General features: G+C 70.1%; 21 protein-coding genes. 6 read left to right on the top strand and 15 right to left on the bottom strand.

Features of this window, described 5'->3' with window-relative positions; genetic code table 11:
• The first annotated feature begins 2 nt into the window (after positions 1–2).
• Complete coding sequence (locus W7S_RS17465) at positions 3–488, top strand: SRPBCC domain-containing protein (protein ID WP_008258667.1); 486 nt, start codon at positions 3–5, stop codon at positions 486–488.
• 13 nt (positions 489–501) lie between these two features.
• Here W7S_RS17465 and W7S_RS17470 read toward each other — a convergent pair whose 3' ends face one another.
• Positions 502–1479: a bifunctional riboflavin kinase/FAD synthetase gene (locus W7S_RS17470; RefSeq protein WP_014712052.1), complete on the bottom strand. Its 978-nt coding sequence runs from the start codon at positions 1477–1479 to the stop codon at positions 502–504.
• 114 nt (positions 1480–1593) lie between these two features.
• On the opposite strand from W7S_RS17470, the gene mntR reads away from it, so the two are divergent.
• Positions 1594–2286 carry a manganese-binding transcriptional regulator MntR gene (gene mntR / locus W7S_RS17475; RefSeq protein WP_008258671.1) on the top strand — a complete coding sequence of 231 codons (693 nt, stop codon included), beginning with the start codon at positions 1594–1596 and terminating at the stop codon, positions 2284–2286.
• Between the two features lies 1 nt (position 2287).
• Here mntR and W7S_RS17480 read toward each other — a convergent pair whose 3' ends face one another.
• The 5 genes from W7S_RS17480 to W7S_RS17500 all read right to left on the bottom strand — a co-directional run bounded on the left by W7S_RS17480 (position 2288) and on the right by W7S_RS17500 (position 7347).
• On the bottom strand, positions 2288–3520 hold the full coding sequence (locus W7S_RS17480; RefSeq protein WP_008258674.1) for an acyl-CoA dehydrogenase family protein: 1233 nt from the start codon (positions 3518–3520) through the stop codon (positions 2288–2290).
• 7 nt (positions 3521–3527) lie between these two features.
• Positions 3528–4730, bottom strand: a complete 1203-nt coding sequence (locus tag W7S_RS17485) for a lipid-transfer protein (protein ID WP_008258684.1) — start codon at positions 4728–4730, stop codon at positions 3528–3530.
• A 72-nt stretch (positions 4731–4802) separates the two neighbouring features.
• The gene (gene truB / locus W7S_RS17490) at positions 4803–5693 is read right to left on the bottom strand and encodes a tRNA pseudouridine(55) synthase TruB (protein ID WP_014712053.1); all 891 of its coding nucleotides are present in this window, start codon (positions 5691–5693) and stop codon (positions 4803–4805) included.
• Positions 5690–6373: a 4'-phosphopantetheinyl transferase gene (locus W7S_RS17495; protein ID WP_008258687.1), complete on the bottom strand. Its 684-nt coding sequence runs from the start codon at positions 6371–6373 to the stop codon at positions 5690–5692. Before W7S_RS17495 ends, truB begins: the two co-directional genes overlap by 4 nt.
• Entirely contained in the window at positions 6370–7347 is a 978-nt protein-coding gene (locus W7S_RS17500; protein WP_041297937.1) for a metallophosphoesterase, read from the bottom strand. The genes W7S_RS17495 and W7S_RS17500 overlap by 4 nt, the downstream gene beginning before the upstream one ends.
• Before the next feature lie 147 nt (positions 7348–7494).
• On the opposite strand from W7S_RS17500, the gene W7S_RS17505 reads away from it, so the two are divergent.
• The gene (locus W7S_RS17505) at positions 7495–8085 is read left to right on the top strand and encodes a hypothetical protein (RefSeq protein ID WP_014380652.1); all 591 of its coding nucleotides are present in this window, start codon (positions 7495–7497) and stop codon (positions 8083–8085) included.
• Position 8086: 1 nt separating this feature from the next.
• Positions 8087–9808 (top strand): CocE/NonD family hydrolase, encoded by a 1722-nt coding sequence (locus W7S_RS17510; RefSeq protein WP_014712055.1) that lies wholly within the window; start codon positions 8087–8089, stop codon positions 9806–9808.
• Here the strand turns inward: W7S_RS17510 and W7S_RS17515 are convergent.
• Both W7S_RS17515 and W7S_RS17520 read right to left on the bottom strand, forming a co-directional pair.
• Positions 9767–10309 (bottom strand): DUF1802 family protein, encoded by a 543-nt coding sequence (locus W7S_RS17515; RefSeq protein ID WP_168160334.1) that lies wholly within the window; start codon positions 10307–10309, stop codon positions 9767–9769. The genes W7S_RS17510 and W7S_RS17515 overlap by 42 nt on opposite strands.
• A gap of 14 nt (positions 10310–10323) precedes the next feature.
• Complete coding sequence (locus tag W7S_RS17520) at positions 10324–10593, bottom strand: DUF2277 domain-containing protein (RefSeq protein ID WP_008258698.1); 270 nt, start codon at positions 10591–10593, stop codon at positions 10324–10326.
• Between the two features lie 125 nt (positions 10594–10718).
• On the opposite strand from W7S_RS17520, the gene W7S_RS17525 reads away from it, so the two are divergent.
• Both W7S_RS17525 and W7S_RS17530 read left to right on the top strand, forming a co-directional pair.
• Entirely contained in the window at positions 10719–11468 is a 750-nt protein-coding gene (locus W7S_RS17525) for an enoyl-CoA hydratase (RefSeq protein ID WP_014712057.1), read from the top strand.
• Between the two features lie 49 nt (positions 11469–11517).
• Positions 11518–12084, top strand: a complete 567-nt coding sequence (locus tag W7S_RS17530; RefSeq protein ID WP_008258707.1) for a hypothetical protein — start codon at positions 11518–11520, stop codon at positions 12082–12084.
• Here W7S_RS17530 and W7S_RS17535 read toward each other — a convergent pair.
• The 7 genes from W7S_RS17535 to rimP all read right to left on the bottom strand — a co-directional run bounded on the left by W7S_RS17535 (position 12081) and on the right by rimP (position 19732).
• Positions 12081–13415, bottom strand: a complete 1335-nt coding sequence (locus W7S_RS17535; protein WP_008258712.1) for an MATE family efflux transporter — start codon at positions 13413–13415, stop codon at positions 12081–12083. The genes W7S_RS17530 and W7S_RS17535 overlap by 4 nt on opposite strands.
• Positions 13412–14413 carry a bifunctional oligoribonuclease/PAP phosphatase NrnA gene (locus tag W7S_RS17540; protein ID WP_170320576.1) on the bottom strand — a complete coding sequence of 334 codons (1002 nt, stop codon included), beginning with the start codon at positions 14411–14413 and terminating at the stop codon, positions 13412–13414. The genes W7S_RS17535 and W7S_RS17540 overlap by 4 nt, the downstream gene beginning before the upstream one ends.
• A complete protein-coding gene (gene rbfA / locus W7S_RS17545; protein WP_008258717.1) occupies positions 14388–14876 on the bottom strand; it encodes a 30S ribosome-binding factor RbfA in 489 nt (162 codons plus the stop codon). Before rbfA ends, W7S_RS17540 begins: the two co-directional genes overlap by 26 nt.
• A 6-nt stretch (positions 14877–14882) precedes the next feature.
• Positions 14883–17654, bottom strand: coding sequence for a translation initiation factor IF-2 (gene infB, locus W7S_RS17550; RefSeq protein WP_041297939.1), 2772 nt, complete (start codon positions 17652–17654; stop codon positions 14883–14885).
• 75 nt (positions 17655–17729) lie between these two features.
• Positions 17730–18005, bottom strand: coding sequence for a YlxR family protein (locus W7S_RS17555; RefSeq protein ID WP_014712058.1), 276 nt, complete (start codon positions 18003–18005; stop codon positions 17730–17732).
• 156 nt (positions 18006–18161) lie between these two features.
• The gene (gene nusA / locus W7S_RS17560; RefSeq protein WP_008258725.1) at positions 18162–19208 is read right to left on the bottom strand and encodes a transcription termination factor NusA; all 1047 of its coding nucleotides are present in this window, start codon (positions 19206–19208) and stop codon (positions 18162–18164) included.
• Positions 19205–19732, bottom strand: coding sequence for a ribosome maturation factor RimP (gene rimP / locus W7S_RS17565; RefSeq protein ID WP_014712059.1), 528 nt, complete (start codon positions 19730–19732; stop codon positions 19205–19207). The genes nusA and rimP overlap by 4 nt, the downstream gene beginning before the upstream one ends.
• Between the last annotated feature and the right edge of the window lie 98 nt (positions 19733–19830).

Consider the following 19830-nt stretch of genomic DNA (forward strand, 5'->3'; position numbering starts at 1 on the left):
CCATGCCCGTGACCGGCGTCGAGCACGATCCCGACAACCTGACGCTGACCATCACCGCGGACTTCGCCGCGCCGGTGCACCGGATCTGGCAGGTCTACGCCGACCCGCGTCAACTGGAGAAGGTGTGGGGGCCGCCGTCCCATCCGGCGACCGTCGTCGACCACAGCCTGACGCCCGGAGGTCGCACGACGTACTTCATGACCGGTCCGGACGGCGAGAAATACGCCGGATATTGGGAGATCACGGCCGTCGACGAGCCGACGAGCTTCTCGTTCCTCGACGGCTTCGCCGACCTGGACTTCAACCCGAACCCCGGACTGCCGGTCTCGAGGAACGTCTACACCTTCACCGAGCACGGCGGCGGCACTCGCGCGACCTACGTGAGCGCCTTCGAGTCCGCCGAGGCGCTGCAACAGGTGCTCGACATGGGGGTGGTCGAGGGCTCGTCGTCGGCCATCAACCAGATCGACGACCTGGTCGCTTCCTGACAACCGCGGTGGATCAGTCCTGCGTCGACAGGATGGTGCGGGCCCGTTCGGTGTCCTCGCCCATCGCGACGATGAGTTCCTCGACGGAGTCGAACTTGTGCTGCCCACGGATGCGGCCGACGAAATCCAGCGCCACGTGCTGCCCGTACAGGTCGGCGTCGGTGTCCAGGACGAACGCCTCGACGGTGCGGGTGCGCCCGGAGAAGGTCGGGTTGGTGCCGACGGAGACCGCGGCCTGGTAACGCTCGCCCGGCACGACGGTGCCGGTCACCGGGCCGTGGCCGAGGACGGTGAACCACGCGGCGTACACGCCGTCGGCCGGGATGGCCGAATACATCGGCGGCGCCACGTTCGCGGTCGGGAAGCCCAGTTCGGCGCCGCGGCCGTGCCCCCGCACCACCACGCCCTCGACCCGGTGCGGGCGACCCAGGGCCTCGGTGGCCGCCACCACGTCGCCGGCGTCCACGCAGGACCGGATGTAGGTGGACGAGAACGTGACGGTCTCGTTGCTGTGGTGCTCGGAGAGCAACGACATCGACTCCACGGCGAACCCGAATCGATCGCCGGCGCGCCGCAGGGTCTCGACGTTGCCGGTCGCCTTCTTGCCGAAGGTGAAGTTCTCCCCCACGACGACCTCGACCACGTGCAGGTTCTCCACCAGCAGCTCGTGCACGTAGCGGTCCGGCGTGAGTTTCATGAAGTCGGTGGTGAACGGCATCACCAAGAAGACGTCGATGCCGAGTTCCTCGACCAGCTCGGCGCGCCGCGTCAGCGTCGTCAACTGGGCCGGATGGCTGCCGGGATAGACCACTTCCATCGGGTGCGGGTCGAACGTCATCAACACCGTCGGCACGCTGCGCGCCCGCCCCGCCTTCACCGCATGCGCGATCAGCTCCGCGTGCCCGCGATGCACACCATCGAACACACCGATGGTGAGCACACACCTGCCCCAGTCCGTGGGAATCTCGTCTTGGCCGCGCCACCGCTGCACGACCGCAAGCCTACGGCGCCGAGTGCCCGGCCGGGAGATCGGAGAGGGCCCGACACCCGCCAGGGTGGCGGGGAACACGCCGGATCTGGATGGGGTTGCCTAAACTTTGTCGTTGTGAGTGCTGACGAAGAGCGTGGCGGTCTCACCGCGGTCGGCCAGGACTACCTCAAGGCGATCTGGAATGCCCAGGAGTGGTCCCCCGACAAGGTCAGCACGAAGATGCTGGCCGAGAAGATCGGGGTGTCGGCCAGCACGGCCTCGGAGTCGATCCGCAAACTCGCCGAGCAGGGCCTCGTCGACCACGAGAAGTACGGCGCGGTGACGCTGACGGAGGCCGGGCGGCGCGCGGCGCTCGAGATGGTGCGCCGCCACCGGCTGCTGGAGACCTTCCTGGTCAACGAGCTGGGCTACGCGTGGGACGAGGTGCACGACGAGGCCGAGGTGCTCGAGCACGCGGTGTCGGATCGCCTGGTGGCCCGCATCGACGCCAAGCTGGGATTCCCGCAGCGCGATCCGCACGGAGACCCCATCCCCGCCACCGACGGGCAGGTGCCCACCCCGCCGGCGCGCCAGCTGTGGGCGTGCGGCGACGGCGACGCCGGGACGGTGGCCCGCATCTCCGACGCCGACCCCGAGATGCTGCGCTACTTCACCGACGTCGGCATCAACCTCGACTCCCGGCTGCGGGTCCTGACCCGCCGCGAGTTCGCGGGCATGATCTCGGTGGCGATCGAATCCGGCGACGGCGACGAGACGACCGTCGACCTGGGCAGCCCGGCCGCGCGGGCGATCTGGGTGACCGCGTAGCTCAGTCGGCCAGCAATCCCTTGGCGATGTGGGTGACCTGCACCTCGTTGCTGCCGGCGTAGATCATCAGCGACTTGGCGTCGCGGGCCAGCTGCTCCACCCGGTACTCGGCCATATATCCGTTGCCGCCGAACAGTTGGACGGCCTCCATGGCCACCTCGGTCGCCGCCTCCGACGAGTACAGCTTGATCGCCGACGCCTCGGCCAGCGTCAGGGGTTTACCGGACTGTTGGCGCTCGATGGTGTGAAAGACCATGTTCTGCACGTTCATTCGTGCGATTTCCATCTTGGCCAGCTTGAGCTGGATCAGCTGGAACTGCCCGATGTTGCGGCCCCACAGCGTGCGGCTCTTCGCGTAGTCGACGCACAGCCGGTGGCATTCGTCGATGATGCCCAGGGCCATCATCGCGATCCCGATCCGCTCGGCGGCGAAGTTGGCGCGCGCGCTGTCGCGGCCGTCGCCGTCGGTGTGCTGTTCGCTCTCGCCGAGCAGGCGATCCGGGCTCAGCCGCACGTTGTCGAAGAACAGCTCGCCGGTCGGCGAGGACATCATGCCCATCTTCTTGAACGGCTTGCCCTGCGTCAGGCCCGGCATGCCGGCGTCGAGCACGAACACCAGCACCGGGCGGTTGCGCTTGTCTTCGGTCGAGCCCTCGTCGAGTTTGGCGTACACGACCAGGACGTCGGCGCAGGGCCCGTTGGTGATGAACGTCTTCTGCCCGTTGAGGATGTAATCGGCACCGTCGCGTTTGACGTAGGTCTTCATGCCGCCGAACGCGTCCGAGCCCGAGTCCGGCTCGGTGATGGCCCACGCGGCAATCTTTTCCAGCGTCATCAGCTCGGGCAGCCAGCGCTCCTTTTGGGCCAGCGTGCCGCGGCTCATGATGGTCGCCGCGCCCAGACCGAGGCTCACCGAGGCGGTGCTCAGCAACCCGATGCTGACCCGGGCGATCTCGGAGACCAGCACCGCGATCATCGATCCCTGGGCTCCGCCGCCGAAACCGCTTGCCTCGCCGTCGCTTTGACGCTCTCCCGAGCGCTCCCGGTCCAGCATCTTCTTGACCGATTCGGCGGCCATGGCGTCGAGGCCGAACTGGCTGAACAGCTTGCGCGCGATCGGATAGGGCGACATCGCGCCGGTTTCCAATTCGTCGAGATGCGGGCGGATCTCCTTGTCGACGAACTGCCGAACGGCGTCGCGGACCATCAGGTCGGTGTCGGACCACTCGATCATGGCGCCCTTAGCGTTCGGCGCGCTGGTAGGCGGTGACGACGGCGGCGCCGCCCAGTCCGATGTTGTGTTGCAGTGCGGCGCTGACGCCCTCGACCTGACGCGCCTCGGCCGTCCCGCGCAGCTGCCACGTCAGTTCGGCGCACTGCGCCAGCCCGGTCGCGCCCAGCGGGTGCCCCTTGGAGATCAGGCCACCGGAGGGGTTGACCACCCAGCGGCCGCCGTAGGTGGTGTCGTTGTTGTCGATCAGCTTGGGCGCCTCACCCGGCCCGCACAGGCCCAGCGCCTCGTAGAGCAGTAGCTCGTTGGCCGAGAAGCAGTCGTGCAGTTCGATCACCTGGAAGTCCTGCGGACCCAGCCCGGACTGGTCGTAGACCTGTTGTGCGGCTTGCACATTCATGTCGTAGCCGATGAGGTTCTTGGCGCTCCCGTCGAACGTCGACGCGAAGTCGGTGGTCATGGCCTGACCGACGATCTCCACCGCCTGGCCCGCCAGCCCGTGGCTGTCGACGAAGCTCTCCGAGGCCAGGATGGCCGCGCCCGAACCGTCGGAGGTCGGCGAGCACTGCAGCTTGGTCAGCGGGTCGGAGATCATCCGCGCCGCCAGGATGTCCTCGAGCGTGTAGGACTCCTGGAACTGGGCGAACGGGTTGTTCACCGAGTGCTTGTGATTCTTGTAGCCGATCTTGGCGAAATGCTCTGCGGTGGAACCGTATTGCTTCATATGCTCGCGGCCGGCGGCGCCGAACATCCACGGCGCGACGGGCATCGCGAACTCGTCGATCGCGGCCATCGCCTTGACGTGCTTGCCCATCGGCGATTCGCGGTCCTGAGCTCCGCCGCCCAGCGAACCGGGCTGCATCTTCTCGAAACCCAGCGCGATCGCGCAGTCGACGATGCCGCCGCGGATCGCCTGCGCGGCCAGGAAGAGCGCGGTGGACCCGGTGGAGCAGTTGTTGTTGACGTTGACCACCGGGATCCCCGTCATGCCGAGCTCGTAGAGCGCGCGCTGCCCGGACGTCGAATCCCCGGCGACGTAGCCGACGTAGCCCTGCTGCACCTCGTGGTAGGCGATGCCGGCGTCGGCCAGCGCGTTGGTCCCCGACTCGCGCGCCATGTCGGGGTAGTCCCAGCCCTCGCGGCGACCCGGCTTCTCGAACTTCGTCATGCCGACGCCGATGACGTAAACCTTGTTGGACTGCTTGGTAGACATCGTTGTCCTTTCCCTCGCCCCGTAGGCATTCCAGTGTGCAACGGACCCCAACCAACCGTTCGGCCGGGGCGGCTAAAGCGTCGCCGGGCGGACCACCACCACCGACTTGGTCCGCGCCCCCTCGTCGCGCAACAGCGCCATCACCCGGCCGTCGGGGTCACATGCGGCGTAGACGCCGTCGATCCCGGCCGCCGGCAGGGACCGGCCGTTGGCGGCGGCGTCGGCCTCCCCGGCGGACAACTCCCGGCGCGGGAAGATCAGCAGGCAGGCCTCGTCGAGGCTGTAGCTCAGCCGCGGTCGCTCCGCGAGCTCGTCGAGCGAATACGCCTGGTCCAGCCCGAAGCGGCCGGCCCGGGTGCGGCGCAACGCCGTCAGGTGCCCGCCCACCCCCAGCGCGGCACCCAGATCGCGGGCCAGCGCACGGATGTAGGTCCCCGACGAGCACTCGACCTCGACGTCGACGTCGAGCACGTCCAGGCCGTGCGGTCCGGGGCGGACGCCGCGCACGTCGAACCGGTCGATGCGCACCGGGCGGGCCTCGAGCTCGACGGCGTGGCCCTCGCGGGCCAGGCGGTAGGCGCGCTTGCCGCCCACCTTGATGGCGCTGACCGTCGAGGGCACCTGCGCGATGTCACCCCGCAGCCCCTCGACGGCGGTCCCGATCGCCTCGGAGGTCAGGTGCCCCGCCGGGACGCTGCGCACCGGCTCGCCCTCGGCGTCGTCGGTCGACGTGCTCTGGCCCAGGCGGATGGTGGCCGCGTACGACTTCGAAGAAGCCGACAGCAGGCCAAGGATCTTGGTGGCGCGCTCGACGCCGATCACCAGCACCCCGGTGGCCATCGGGTCCAGGGTCCCCGCGTGCCCCACCCGCCGGGTGGAGAAGATCCGGCGGCAGCGGCCCACCACGTCGTGGCTGGTCATCGCCGGCGGCTTGTCGACGACGACGATGCCCGGACCGCTCATAGGACGATGGCGGTCAGCACCAGCCCGCGCTCGACCGACCAGCGGCCCGCCAGCTCCGTCAGCGGCGGACCGGACAGCGCCGCCGGATCGATCAGGATCCGCGAGACGAACCGGCCCGTCGCCGCGCCGGGGCCGTCGGACTCGAACGTGATGTGGGCGTCCTCGAAGCCCAGCCACCGTTTGGTCAGCGGGAACCACGCCTTATACGTCGCCTCCTTGGCGCAGAACAGGATTCGGTCCCAATGCAGATCCCCCGACAGGTGGGCGGGGATCTCGGTGCGTTCGGCCGGCAGGCTGATCGCGTTGAGCACGCCGTCGGGCAACACGTCGTGCGGTTCGGCGTCGATGCCCACCGAGCGCAGCGCGTCGGTGCGGCCCACCACCGCGCCGCGGTACCCCGTGCAGTGGGTGAGGCTGCCGACCACGCCGTCGGGCCAGCAGGGTTCTCCCTTCTCGCCCTTGAGGATCGGCACCGGCGGCAGGCCGAGCTCGCCCAGCGCGATGCGGGCGCAGTGCCGGACGGTGATGAACTCGTTGCGCCGCTTGGCCACCGATCTCGCGATCAACGGCTCCTCTTCGGGCAGCGGGGCGAGATCGGGCGGATCGGAATACACCTCCGAGTAGGCCAGGCCGTCGGTGGCCGGCAACACGGAGGACACCAGCGTGTGCTCCCCCGTCATCGTGATTGCCGCTGCCGCAACCGTTCCCGGAACTGCGTGGCCTGCTGTCGCATCTCGGGGGTGATCTCGAAGTGGCCGCCGAAGTCGTTGAGGTCACCGGGCGCGTACTGGGGATCCGGCAGCACCTGGCGCAGCCAGCTGGGCGGCTTGCGGCGCCGCCACTCCCGCGGATAGCCCACCGACACCTCCTCGAAGCGCACGTCGTCATACCAGGTGGTGCGCGGGATGTGCAGGTGGCCGTAGACCGAGCAGACGGCGTTGTAGCGGGTGTGCCAGTCGGCGGTCTTGGTGGTTCCGCACCACAGCGAGAACTCCGGGTAGAACAGCGCGTCGCAGGGATCGCGGACCAACGGGAAGTGGTTCACCAGAACGGTCGGCGTCATCCAGTCCAGCTCTTCGAGGCGGGCACGGGTGATCTCCAGACGCTCGCGGCACCACGCCTCGCGGGTGGGGTACGGCTCCGGGGAGAGCAGGAACTCGTCGGTGGCCACCACGTTGCGGTCCCGCGCGATGGTCAGCCCCTCGGCTTTGCTCGTGGCCCCGTCGGGCAAGAAGCTGTAGTCGTAGAGCAGGAACATCGGCACGATCGTGGCCGGACCGCCGCGCTCGGTCCAGACCGGGAACGGATGCTCCGGGGTGATCACACCCATCTCGTCGCACATGTTGACCAGGTAGTCGTAGCGCGCCTTGCCGAAGACCTGCACGGGGTCGCGGGTGGTGGTCCACAGTTCGTGGTTGCCGGGCACCCAGATCACCTTGGCGAACCGCCGTCGTAGCAGGTCAAGGGCCCAGCGAATCTCGTCGGTGCGCTCGGCGACGTCGCCGGCGACGATCAGCCAGTCCTCCGGCGACGACGGATGCAGCGATTCGGTGACCGGCTTGTTGCCGAGGTGACCGGTGTGCAGGTCGGACACCGCCCACAGCGTCGGTTGCCCACCGTTGGTCGAGTCCTGCCCCGATCTATGCCCAGCCACGAATAACCACCCTAACGACCCGGGCCGGGCGATCTGTTTTCGCGCCCGGTCGGCGGGTGAACTAGAACAAGTTCACCTTTGCCTGTGACCTCGAGCGCGCGACTTGTACACTCCCCCGAAAGGACCGCTGCGGCGTCAGGGGGTGTCGTGTTCGCCAATGTTCGTCTGATGGGGGCGCTCGGTGCGCTGCTCACAGCGGCCATCGGGGGCACGGTGGGCGTGTTGTCCGGCTCCCCTTCCCTGCCGGGCGGCGGCGACCGCCCCGTCGAGCTGCGGTCGACCGCCCAGCCGATGGAAACCACGATGAAGAGCCCGATCGTGGCGACCACCGATCCGCGCCCGTTCGACGCGTGCGAGGACATCCCGTTCGACGTCGTCCAGCGCCTCGGGCTGGGATTCACGCCGCCCGAGCACGAGGACGGGCTGCGCTGCCACTTCGACGCCGGCAACTATCAGGTGGCCGTCGAGCCGATCATCTGGCGCACCTACGAGGCCTCGCTGCCCGCCGACGCCGTCGAGACGACGATCGCGGGCCACCGCGCCGCGCAGTACTGGGTGCTCAAGCCGACCTATCACAACAGCTACTGGTTCTACTCCTGCATGGTCGTGTTCAAGACCAGCTACGGTGTGCTGCAGCAGGCGCTGTACTACTCGACCGTCTACTCCGACCCCGAGGTCGATTGCATGCAGACCAACCTGCAGCGCGCCAACGACCTCGCTCCGTATTACAAGTTCTAGGGTGAGCATCACCTCGATCCGCCCCGCGCAGCCGACCCTGCACACCGTGAATCACTTGGGCGGCAAGGCCCTTGGCCGGTTGCTGGGTCTGCCGCCGGCGACCACCGACTACACCGTGGAGCGCGTGCGCGTGCCGATGCGCGACGGGGTCGCCTTGGTGGCCGACCATTACACGCCCGCCACCCCCGTCGGCACCGTGCTGATCCGCAGCCCCTACGGACGCGGGTTCCCGTTCACCCTGATATTCGGTGCGCTGTACGCGGCGCGCGGCTACCACGTGGTGCTGCAGAGCGTGCGCGGAACGTTCGGGTCCGGCGGAGTTTTCGAGCCGATGGCCGACGAGATCGCCGACGGCGCGGACACCGTCGCATGGCTGCGTGAGCAGCCGTGGTTCACCGGCCGCTTCGCCACCATCGGCATGTCGTACCTGGGATTCACGCAGTGGGCCCTGTTGCAGGATCCCCCGCCGGAACTGGCGACCGCGGTGATCGCGGTGGGACCGCATGACTTCAACGAATCGACTTGGGGCACAGGGTCGTTCGCGGTCAACGACTTCCTGGGCTGGAGCGACATGGTGGCGCACCAGGAGGACCCGGTGCGGGCCCGCGCCGCGCTGCGCCAGTTGCAGACCCGCCGCAAGGTGCCGCGGGCCGCGGCCGCGACGCCACTGGGCGACGCCGCCCGGGCCCTGCTCGGCACGGGCGCACCCTGGTTCGAATCGTGGGCCGAACACAGCGATCCCGGCGATCCCTTCTGGAATGCGTTGCGCTGCAACGAGGCGCTGGACCGGGTTCAGGTGCCCGTGCTGCTCATCGGCGGCTGGCAGGACCTCTTCATCGGGCAGACGCTGCGGCAGTACGCGCATCTGCACGGCCGGGGAGTCGATGTCGCGCTCACCGTCGGCCCGTGGACGCACACCCAGCTGCTCACCACCGGGCTCGCCACCTGCGCCCGGGAGACGCTGGATTGGCTGGGCACCCACCTTGGCGGGGCCCCCGCCCGCCGGCCCGCCCCGGTCCGGGTCTATGTCACCGGCGTGGGTCGGGGCCAAGGGTGGCGCAGCCTGCCCGTGTGGCCGCCCGTCACCACCGAGCGCGCGCTGTACCTGCGGCCCGGTGGCTACCTGGGTGAGACCGCCCCGACGCTGAAAGGGCTGTCCCCGGCCACATTTCGCTACGACCCGGCCGATCCAACACCGACCATCGGCGGCCCGATGCTGTCCGCCAACGGCGGTTACCGCGACGACGGCCGGCTCGCGTCGCGCGCCGACGTGCTGGCGTTCACCAGCGCCACCCTCACCCAGGACCTGTACGCCTACGGAACCCCGGTCGTCGAGCTCGCACACGGCGCCGACAACCCGCACGTCGACCTGTTCGTGCGGGTGAGTGAGGTCGATCCGAAGGGCCGGTCGCGCAACGTGAGCGAGGCCTACCGCCGGTTGGCCACCGCGGCGAAGACGAAGTCGGAGAAGGTCGTTCGCCTCGAGCTCGACGACATCGCCCACCGGTTCCGCGCCGGGTCACGCATCCGGGTGCTGATCGCCGGTAGTTGGTCCCCGCGCTACGCGCACAACCTCGGCGGCGACGAACCGGTGCTGACCGCGCGGCGCGCCACGCCGGTCACCCACAGCGTGCGCTACGGACGCTCCCGGCTGGTGTTGCCCGTCGGCCCAGCGGAGTTGTCAGCCGACGGCGTCGCGGACGCGGGCGGCGACGGCGTCTAGCGCGGGATCGTCGTGCACCGGCGCCGCCAACGGCGCGTGCACCGGCAGCTCCACCCAGCTCTTGCAGCCGGCGTATTCGGGCGTCCGGGCGATGCGCGCCGGTTCGGCCAACGGGCTCACCGACACCACCAGCACGGCCAGCTTGTGCTTGGGGCGAAAATCGAGCCGGTCGGCGCGCACCGACTCGGGCGTCCAGATGTGCAGGTCCTCGATGGCCGCCAGGCCGTCGGGCCGCTCCACGGCCACCGCCGCAACGACTTTCGCGGCCGCGCGGATCACCAGCTCGTCGTCGGTGCTGTCGGCGGCGGCGGGCTCGAGCAGGTCTCGATGTTCGGTGCGCACCCGCTCGGCGTGGCTGTGCGCGACCGTCGGGAACAACAGGAATTCGCGAGCGGCAAGGTCGAACCGCTTCTCCCCGATGCCCCCCTTGCGCAGCAGCACCCGCTGGCGGCCGTCGAGCAGGGCGTGGACCGCGGCGCTCCACTCTTTGAGCGCGGGCATCGTGGCGGTCACCGTCACGTCGCACCCGCCAGCCGGGCCACCACCTCGGGCCGGCGCAACGGCGGCACCGTCTTGGGCGGCTGACGCCGCGGGGCCAGCCGCCCGAGCAGCCGGGTCGTCGTCTCGGTGACCTCGGCGACCGCCTGCTCGAACGCTTCGGCGTTGACGGCCGACGGGTGCGTGATGCCGCTGACCTTGCGCACGTACTGGCGGGCCGCCGCGGCGATTTCCTCCGCGGTGGCCGCCGGCTGAAGACCCCGCAGTTCGGTGATGTTCCGGCACATGGTCCCCACGATAAGCGCTACGCCCGGTGCCCTCTACCCGCGCGAGCAGACACAAAAGCACCTCCTGAGCGGCGTGTCGTGGGGTCTTTGCGTCTGCTCGCGGAGCCATCTCTACGGTGGCACTCATGACCGACGAGATCCTGCTGATCGACACCGAGGAACGGGTCCGCACCCTGACCCTGAACCGCCCCCAATCGCGCAACGCGCTGTCCTCGGCATTGCGGGACCGCTTCTTCCGCGCGCTGGCCGACGCCGAAACCGACGACGACGTCGACGTCGTCATCGTCACCGGCGCCGACCCGGTGTTCTGCGCGGGACTCGATCTCAAGGAGCTCGGCGGCTCGACGGCGCTGCCGGACATCTCGCCGCGGTGGCCGGCGATGACCAAGCCGGTGATCGGCGCCATCAACGGCGCCGCGGTGACCGGCGGGCTGGAGCTGGCGCTGTACTGCGACATCCTGATCGCCTCGGAGAACGCCCGCTTCGCCGACACGCACGCCCGGGTGGGCCTGCTGCCCACCTGGGGGCTGAGCGTGCGGTTACCGCAGAAGGTGGGCATCGGCCTGGCCCGGCGGATGAGCATGACCGGCGACTACCTGTCCGCCGCCGACGCGCTGCGCGCCGGCCTGGTGACCGAGGTGGTGCCCCACGAGCGGCTGCTGGGTGCCGCGCGCCAGGTCGCCGCGTCGATCGTGGGGAACAACCAGGACGCGGTGCGGGCGTTGCTGGCGTCCTATCACCGCATCGACGACGCGCAGACCGGCGCCGGGCTCTGGCAGGAGGCGACGGCCGCCCGGCAGTTCCGGACCAGCGGCGACGACATCGCCGCCAACCGGGAGGCCGTGTTGCAACGCGGGCGGGCGCAGGTTCGCTGACCGGGCGGTCCGGTCGGGCCGATTTCCGGCCACCCAATACGATCAGGTGATGCGCGCGGTTGTGGGAATCAGCAGGGCGCTCGCCTGCCTGGCGCTGGCGGCATCGGCGATCGCGGCCGGTGCGCCCCTCGCGGCCGCCCAGCCGCCGCCGAAGTTCCCCAACCTCGACGGCTACACCGCCGTCCCGCCCGAGGGCTACCTCAGCACCGGCGCCTCGCCGCGGATCGCCTTTTCGGCCCCGTACGCGCTGGTCTGTGACTTTTACGGCGGGCCGGCGCCCGCGCCGCAACCCTCACAGGACATCAAGTGCAAGGGCGACATGTCGGGCATGGACGACGTCCCCATCCCCGGGGGCCGCCCGAGGCCGGGCGATTGCGTCGTGGGTTCCGTCGACTTCAAGGGCCCCGGCTACCAGTTGAGCCGCATGTCCTACAGCGGATGCGACGGCAACCCGCCCGCGCTGCCCACGGGCGCCAAGCTGTTGGCCGCGGGCCAGAAGTTGACCTACCTCAACGTCACCTGCGCGGTGGGAGCCGACAACCTGGTCGCCTGCCTGGACACCACCAGCGGCGACCACGGATTCGTCGTGCAGCGCTCGGGCAGCTGGGCGTTCTAGCGGCCCGTGGTGGCCGCCCAGCGGCCCGAGATCGCCCGGGCGCCAACGAAGACCAGCCGCAGCAGCACGAACGTGGTTAGCCCCGTCCAGATGCCGGCCAGACCCCAGCCGAACACCAGCGACAGCCAGATCAACGGCAAGAAGCCGACCAGCGCGCTGATCACGGTGGCGGTGCGCATGAACGCGGCGTCCCCCGCACCCAGCAGCACGCCATCCAGGGCGAAAACAATTCCGGCAAAGGGTAATTGGGCCACCAGGAACCACCACGGCACTCCGATCGCGGCCAGCACCGAACGGTCGTCGGTGAACAGGCGGGGCAGCGCGGAAAACCCGACCGCGCAGACGGCCGCCAGCAGGGCGGCGGCCGCCGCCGAGAACAGCGTCACCCGCCGCGCCACCGATTTCGCGTGCGCGGCGTCACCGGCGCCCAGCGCGGCGCCCACGAGGGCCTGCGCCGCTATGGCCAACGAATCCAACACCAGCGCAAGGAATTCCCACAGCTGCAGCACGACCTGATGCGCGGCCAGCGCCGAGGCGCCGAATCGGGCGGCGACCGCGCCCGCCGAGACGAAGCAGGCCTGAAAAGCCAGCGTCCGCACCACCAGGTCCCGGCCCATCACGAGTTGGGCCCGCAGCACGGCGCGGTCCAGCCGCAGCGGTGCCCGCTCGGCCAGCAGCGCGCGCCCGAACAGCACCGCGGCCAGCCACTGGCCCGCCAGGTTGGCCACCGCCGATCCGGCCAGCCCCAACCGCGGCAACCCCAGCCAGCCGTAGACCAACAGCGGGCACAGCAGCGCCGAAAGCCCAAAGCCGGCAACCACATAACGCAGCGGGCGGACGGTGTCCTGCACGCCGCGCATCCACCCGTTCCCCGCCAGCGACACCAATATGGCCGGGGCGCCGAAGATCGCGATGCGCAGCCACGGCAGCGCCGCCGCGGCGATCCCCTCCCCGCCCACTTTGCCGCCGGCGATCACCGACACCAGCGGCACCGCCGCGGCCTGCACGGCGATCACGACGAGCGCGCCCAACCCCAGCGCCAACCACGTCGCCTGCACGCCCTCGATCACCGCCGACGAGCGGTTGCCGGCGCCGAAGTGGCGGGCCGAGCGTGCCGTCGTGCCGTAGGACAGGAAGGTGAGGTCGGAACCCACCAGGCTGAGCAGGAGCCCGCCGATGGCCAGCCCGGCCAGGCTCAGGGCGCCGAGCCGGCCGACGACCGCGGTATCGAAGAGCAGGTAGAGCGGTTCGGCCGCCAGCACGCCCAGCGCGGGCAGCGCCAGGCCGGCGATCCGACGGCCCCCGGCGTCGGGTCGATCCGGCTCGGTCACCCGAGCGCGGTGCGCAGCGCCGCGACGGCGTCCTCGATGGGGCCGGTGGTCGAGTAGCCGGCCGCCAGCCGGTGCCCGCCGCCGCCGAATGCGGACGCGACCGTCGCCAGGTCCACTTCGGCCTTGGCCCGCATCGATACCGACCACTGCCCCGGCGCGACCTCCTTGAAGACCGCGGCCACCTCGGCCTGCTGCGTGGTCCGCACGATGTCGACGATGCTTTCGACTTCCTCCGGGCGGGAGCCGCTCCAATCCTGGTGGCCGACAACGGCATACACCAGCCCTCGGCCGCCGGCCGCGCCCGGCACCAACTGGGCCGACGCCAGCACGCGCGACAGCAGCGGCAGCCATCCGAACGGATGGGTGTCCATCAGGGTCCGGCTGATGGCGGCGTTGTCCACGCCGGCGTCGACCAGCCGGGCGGCCAGACGAAGGGCGCGCGCGCTGGCCCAGCGGAACGATCCGGTATCGGTCGTCAGGCCGGCGTAGATGCAGTGCGCGACGTCGGGATCGATGGGCTTGCCCCACGCGTCGAGGATGTCGGCGATCATCATCGTCGTCGAATCCGCCGACACATCAACGAAATTGGCGGTGCCGAACATGTCGTTGGAGGCGTGGTGGTCGATCACCAGCACCTCGGCGCCCGACACGGCCAGCTCGCTCAACGCGCCCAGCCGCTTGACGCTCGGAACGTCAACGGTGACAACCAGATCGACGTCGCGGCGCATCGCGTCCGGGCTGACCAGCAGGTGGCGGCCCGGCAGCGAAGCCAGCGATTCCGGCAGGCCGGTGGGCTCGGCGAAACTGACCTCGGCCCGTTTGCCGCACTTGTCGAGCACCAAACCCAGCGCCAGACCGGCGCCGATGGTGTCGGCGTCGGGATGCACGTGGGCGATCACCGCGACGGTGGCGGCGTCCGACAGTAGGTCGACGGCGGCCGGCGCGTCGACGCGTGCACCCACACCGGCCAGTTCAGTATTCGCGTTGGTCGTCGTCACCGATGCTCCCGTCGAGGCCGGGCTCGGCGCCCGATCCGCTATCCCGGTATGGATCGGCCTCCCCAGCCGGCTTGGCGCCCGAACGAACCCGCGCCAGATCAGCGTCCGCGGCGCGGGCCCGCGCCAGCAACTCGTCCATCCGCTGCACGTTGTCCGACGTGGTGTCGCGGGTGAACGTGAGGGTGGGCGTGAAGCGCACGCCGGTGCCCGCCCCGACCATGGTGCGCAGCGCGCCCTTGGCCCGCTCCAGCGCGGCCGCGGCGGCGCCGTAGTCCGGCTCGTCGTCCAGCGTGCGCCCCATGACCGTGTAGAACACGGTCGCGTCGTGCAGGTCGGCGGTCACCTTCGCGTCCACGATGGTGACCCCGTCGAGCCCGGGGTCCTTGATCTCGAACTCGATCGCCGAGGCGACGATCGTGTTGATCCGCTTGGCCAGGCGGCGGGCCCGGGCGGGGTCAGCCATGCCGGGTCACGACCGTTCCTTTTGGACCAGCTCGTAGGACTCGATGATGTCGCCTTCCTTGATGTCGGAATAGCCCAGCGTCATACCGCATTCGAAGCCCTCGCGGACCTCGGTCACATCATCCTTTTCGCGTCGCAGCGAGTTGATCGTGAGGTTCTCGGTGACCACGACGTTGTCGCGCAGCAACCGGGCCTTGGCGTTGCGCCGCACCACGCCGGAGCTGATCATGCAGCCGGCGATGATGCCCACCTTGGAGGACCGGAAGATCGCCCGGATCTCGGCGCGACCCAGCTGGTTCTCCTCGTAGATCGGCTTGAGCATGCCGCGCAGGGCCTTCTCGATCTCGTCGATCGCCTGGTAGATCACCGAGTAGTAGCGGATCTCCACGCCCTCGCGGTTGGCCAGCTCGGTGGCCTTGCCCTCGGCCCGCACGTTGAAGCCGATGATCACCGCGTCCGACGCCGACGCCAGGTTGACGTTGGTTTCGGTGATGCCACCGACGCCGCGGTCGATGACGCGCAGCGCCACCTCGTCGTCGATCTGGATGCCCATCAGGGCCTCTTCGAGCGCCTCGACCGTACCGGCGTTGTCGCCCTTGAGGATCAGGTTCAGCTGGCTGGTTTCCTTCAGCGCCGAGTCCAGGTCCTCCAGGCTGATCCGCTTGCGCGAGCGGGCCGCCAGCGCGTTGCGCTTGCGCGCGCTGCGCTTGTCGGCGATCTGGCGGGCGATGCGGTCCTCGTCGACGACCAGCAGGTTGTCACCGGCGCCGGGCACCGACGTGAACCCGATGACCTGCACGGGCCGCGACGGCAGCGCCTCTTCGACGTCGTCGCCGTGCTCGTCGACCATGCGGCGCACGCGCCCGTAGGCGTCGCCGGCGACCACCGAGTCGCCGACGCGCAGCGTGCCGCGCTGCACCAGCACGGTCGCGACCGGCCCGCGGCCGCGGTCCAGGTGCGCCTCGATCGCGACACCCTGGGCCTCCATGTCGGGGTTGGCCCGCAGGTCCAGGGCGGCGTCGGCGGTCAGAAGGACCGCCTCGAGCAGCGCGTCGATGTTGGTGCCCTGCTTGGCGGAGATGTCGACGAACATCGTCTCGCCACCGAAATCCTCGGCCACCAAACCGTATTCGGTGAGCTGGCCGCGGATCTTGGCCGGGTCGGCGCCCTCCACGTCGATCTTGTTGACCGCCACCACGATGGGCACGTCGGCGGCCTGCGCGTGGTTGATGGCCTCCACGGTCTGCGGCATGACGCCGTCGTCGGCGGCGACCACCAGGATCGCGATGTCGGTGGCCTTCGCGCCGCGGGCACGCATGGCGGTGAACGCCTCGTGACCCGGGGTGTCGATGAAGGTGATCGGCCGCTCGTCGCCGTCGTGCTCGACGGACACCTGGTAGGCGCCGATGTGCTGGGTGATGCCGCCCGCCTCGGCCTCGCGCACGTTGGCCTTACGGATGGTGTCCAGCAGCCGGGTCTTACCGTGGTCGACGTGACCCATCACGGTCACCACCGGCGGGCGGGTCTGCAGGTCTTCCTCGGTGCCTTCGTCCTCGCCGTAGGTCAGATCGAAGGACTCGAGCAGCTCGCGGTCCTCGTCCTCCGGGCTGACGACCTGGACGACGTAGTTCATCTCGCTGCCCAGCAGCTCGAGCGTTTCGTCGCCCACCGATTGGGTGGCCGTCACCATCTCACCGAGGTTGAACAGCGCCTGCACCAGCGAGGCCGGGTTGGCGTTGATCTTGTCGGCGAAGTCGGAGAGCGACGCGCCGCGGGCCAGCCGGATCGTCTCGCCGTTGCCGTGCGGCAACCGCACACCGCCGACGACCGGGGCCTGCATGTTCTCGTACTCGGCGCGCTTCGCCCGCTTCGACTTGCGGCCACGCCGGGGCGCGCCGCCGGGACGGCCGAACGCGCCGGCCGCACCGCCGCGCTGGCCGGGACGGCCGCCGCCGCCACCGGGCCGGCCGCGGAAACCGCCGCCGCCTCCGGGCGGGGCGCCGACTCCGCCGCCACCGCCGCGGTAGTTGCCGCCTCCCCCGTCACGACCGCCGGGACCACCGGGCCGGCCGCCGCCGGGCCGCGGGGCGCCGGGGCGCGGCGGGCGGCCCTGTCCGGCGGCGCCGGCGGGCCGGGGTGGCATGTTGCCCGGGGAGGCGCCGGGCCGCGGCGCGCCCGGGCGGGGCGCTCCGGGACGCGGCGCCGCCGGGCGCGGGATGGGCCGGTCGACGGGTTGCGCCGACGAGAACGGGTTGTTGCCGACGCGCGGGGCGCGGGGCTTGGGGATGGGGCCGGGGCGCGGGCCCGGCGTCATGCCGGGGTGCGGCGCCTGGCCGGGAGCGGGCGGCTTCGGCTGCCCCGGGGACGGCGCCGACGGGCGCGCGGGGGCCGGCCCCGGTCGCGCCGGGGCATCGCTCGGCGCGGCGCCGGAGGCCTGCGCGGCGGCAGCGGGCGCCGCGCCACCGGGCTGGGCCGGCGTCGCGGTCGCTTCGCCGTTGCCGGCGGGTTTGTTGATCGCGTTGTCGAGGGCCGCGTCGAGCGACTTGTCGGGGGCCTTGGCGGCCGCCTTGGCGTCGCCTTTCGCGGCCTTCGCGGGGGCCTTCTCGGCCGCGGGCTTGCCGCCCCCGAAGGACTCGCGCAGCCGGCGAGCGACCGGCGCTTCTACCGTCGACGATGCGGATTTGACGAATTCGCCCTGATCATTCAGTCGGGCGAGGACTTCCTTGCTGGTGACACCGAGTTCCTTTGCCAACTCGTGTACGCGGGCCTTACCTGCCACTACATCTCCTGTCTATGAGGCGACAGTCGTGGGGCCGCGCCTCGGGTTTAGCTATGACACATTGTCATCGGGACTTCACGGTGTGCTCATGTTCTTTGCTACCTGTTCTGTTGCCGGGCGATCGGGCGCATTCAGCGACTCTATGTGCTCGACCACCGCGGAGGTGTCCGGTGAACCGGTGATGCGCAGCGCCTTGGTGAAAGCCCGCCGCCGGATCGCCTGTTGTGCGCAGGGCGGCGCGGGATGCAGCCACGCACCCCGCCCCGGCAGGCGACTGCCTGTGTCAACGATCACGGCGAATTCGCCGTTCCCGGTCGGCACAGCCACCACGCGAAGCAGTTCGACGGCCAACTCTCGCTTTCGGCACCCGATACACGTCCGCACGGGTCCACCCATGTGTCGGTGCGCCCTTCTGGGTTTCGGAGGCCGAAGGCTCACGCTGGATCACGGCTAGTCTAGCGTCACCGGATCGATGGTCAGCACCGCCCGAGGGTGTGCGGGCGCGCCCTAGCGGTCGTGGGCCATTCCGTGGGTGGCGCCGTGTTCGGGCTCGCTCTCCGCGTGCCCGCCGGGCGAGTCCCCGCGGATGTCGATGCGCCAGCCGGTGAGCCGGGCGGCCAGCCGCGCGTTCTGCCCCTCCTTGCCGATGGCCAGCGACAACTGGAAATCGGGGACGACCACCCGGGCGGCGCGGGCGGACTGGTCGATGATCGACACCGAGACCACCTTGGCCGGCGACAACGCGTTGGCGACGAACCGGGCCGGGTCCTCGTCGTAGTCGATGATGTCGATCTTCTCGCCGGAGAGCTCGCTCATCACGTTGCGGACCCGCTGCCCCATCGGGCCGATGCAGGCGCCCTTGGCGTTCAGGCCGGGCAGGTTCGACTTCACCGCGATCTTGGAGCGATGGCCGGCCTCGCGCGCCACGGCCACGATCTCGACCGACTCGTCGGCGATCTCGGGCACCTCCAGGGAGAACAGCTTGCGGACCAGGTTGGGGTGGGTCCGCGACAGCGTGATCAGCGGCTCGCGGGCCCCGCGGGTCACCCCGATCACGTAACACCGCACGCGGTTGCCGTGTTCGTAGCTTTCCCCGGGGACCTGTTCGGCCGCCGGGATCACGCCCTCGGACGCCTTCGTCTCGGTGCCCATCCGCACCACCACCAGGCCGCGCGCGTTGGCCCGGCTGTCACGCTGGATCACGCCCGCGACGATCTCGCCCTCACGCGTGGAGAACTCGCCGTAGGTGCGCTCGTTCTCGGCATCGCGGAATCGCTGCAGCATCACCTGGCGTGCGGTGGTGGCGGCGATGCGCCCGAAGCCCTCGGGGGTGTCGTCCCATTCGCTGATGACGTTGTCGTCTTCGTCGGTCTCCCGGGCGATCACCCGGACGACGCCGGTCTTGCGGTCGATCTCGATCCGCGCGTCGTTCTGATGGCCCTCGGTGTGCCGGTAGGCGGTGAGCAGCGCGGACTTGATGGTCTCGAGCAGCTCGTTGACCGAGATGCCCCGATCCACCTCGATCGCATGCAGTGCGGCCATGTCGATGTTCATCTGCGCCGCTCCTCCCCAGCCCCACGCTTCGCCAATGCCAGTTCGGCGTCGGCAGGGGGCGAAAACTCCACCTGGACAACAGCTTTGACGACATCACCGAGCGAGATTTCGCGGATTGACCAGTCCCGGCCGGTGCGAACCACCAGCGCGACGGCGTCCTCGTTCGTCTCGCCGATGCGGCCGGTCAGCGTCGATCCGTCGGAGAGGGTGACGTCGACCTTGCGGCCGCGGGCGCGGCGGAAGTGCTTCGCGCGGGTCAGGGGGCGGTCCACACCGGGCGAGGAGACCTCGAGCACATAGTGATCGCCGATGGTGTCCAGATCGTCGAGCAGCGCCGACGCCGAGCGTGACAACGTGGCGGCCGTGTCCAGGTCGAGGCCGTCGTCGCCGTCGGCGATCACCGTGATGCGTGGGGGCCGGGTGCGCGCGTCGATGACCACGTCTTCGATCTCGTATCCCGCGCGCGCAAACTCTGCATCGAGTAGCTCGATCACCTGCGTCTGCGACGGTAGCCCGGTGGTCACGGCGAGCTCCTCATCTTGAGTTGTCCGGTCATCTGGCGGATGTCGCCGCCGCGATGGCTTCGCGTCCGGCTTCCGGTGTCCCGGCGGAGAACGTGCTG

It is taken from the genome of Mycobacterium sp. MOTT36Y (genome assembly GCF_000262165.1).
GTDB classification, from domain to species: domain Bacteria; phylum Actinomycetota; class Actinomycetes; order Mycobacteriales; family Mycobacteriaceae; genus Mycobacterium; species Mycobacterium intracellulare.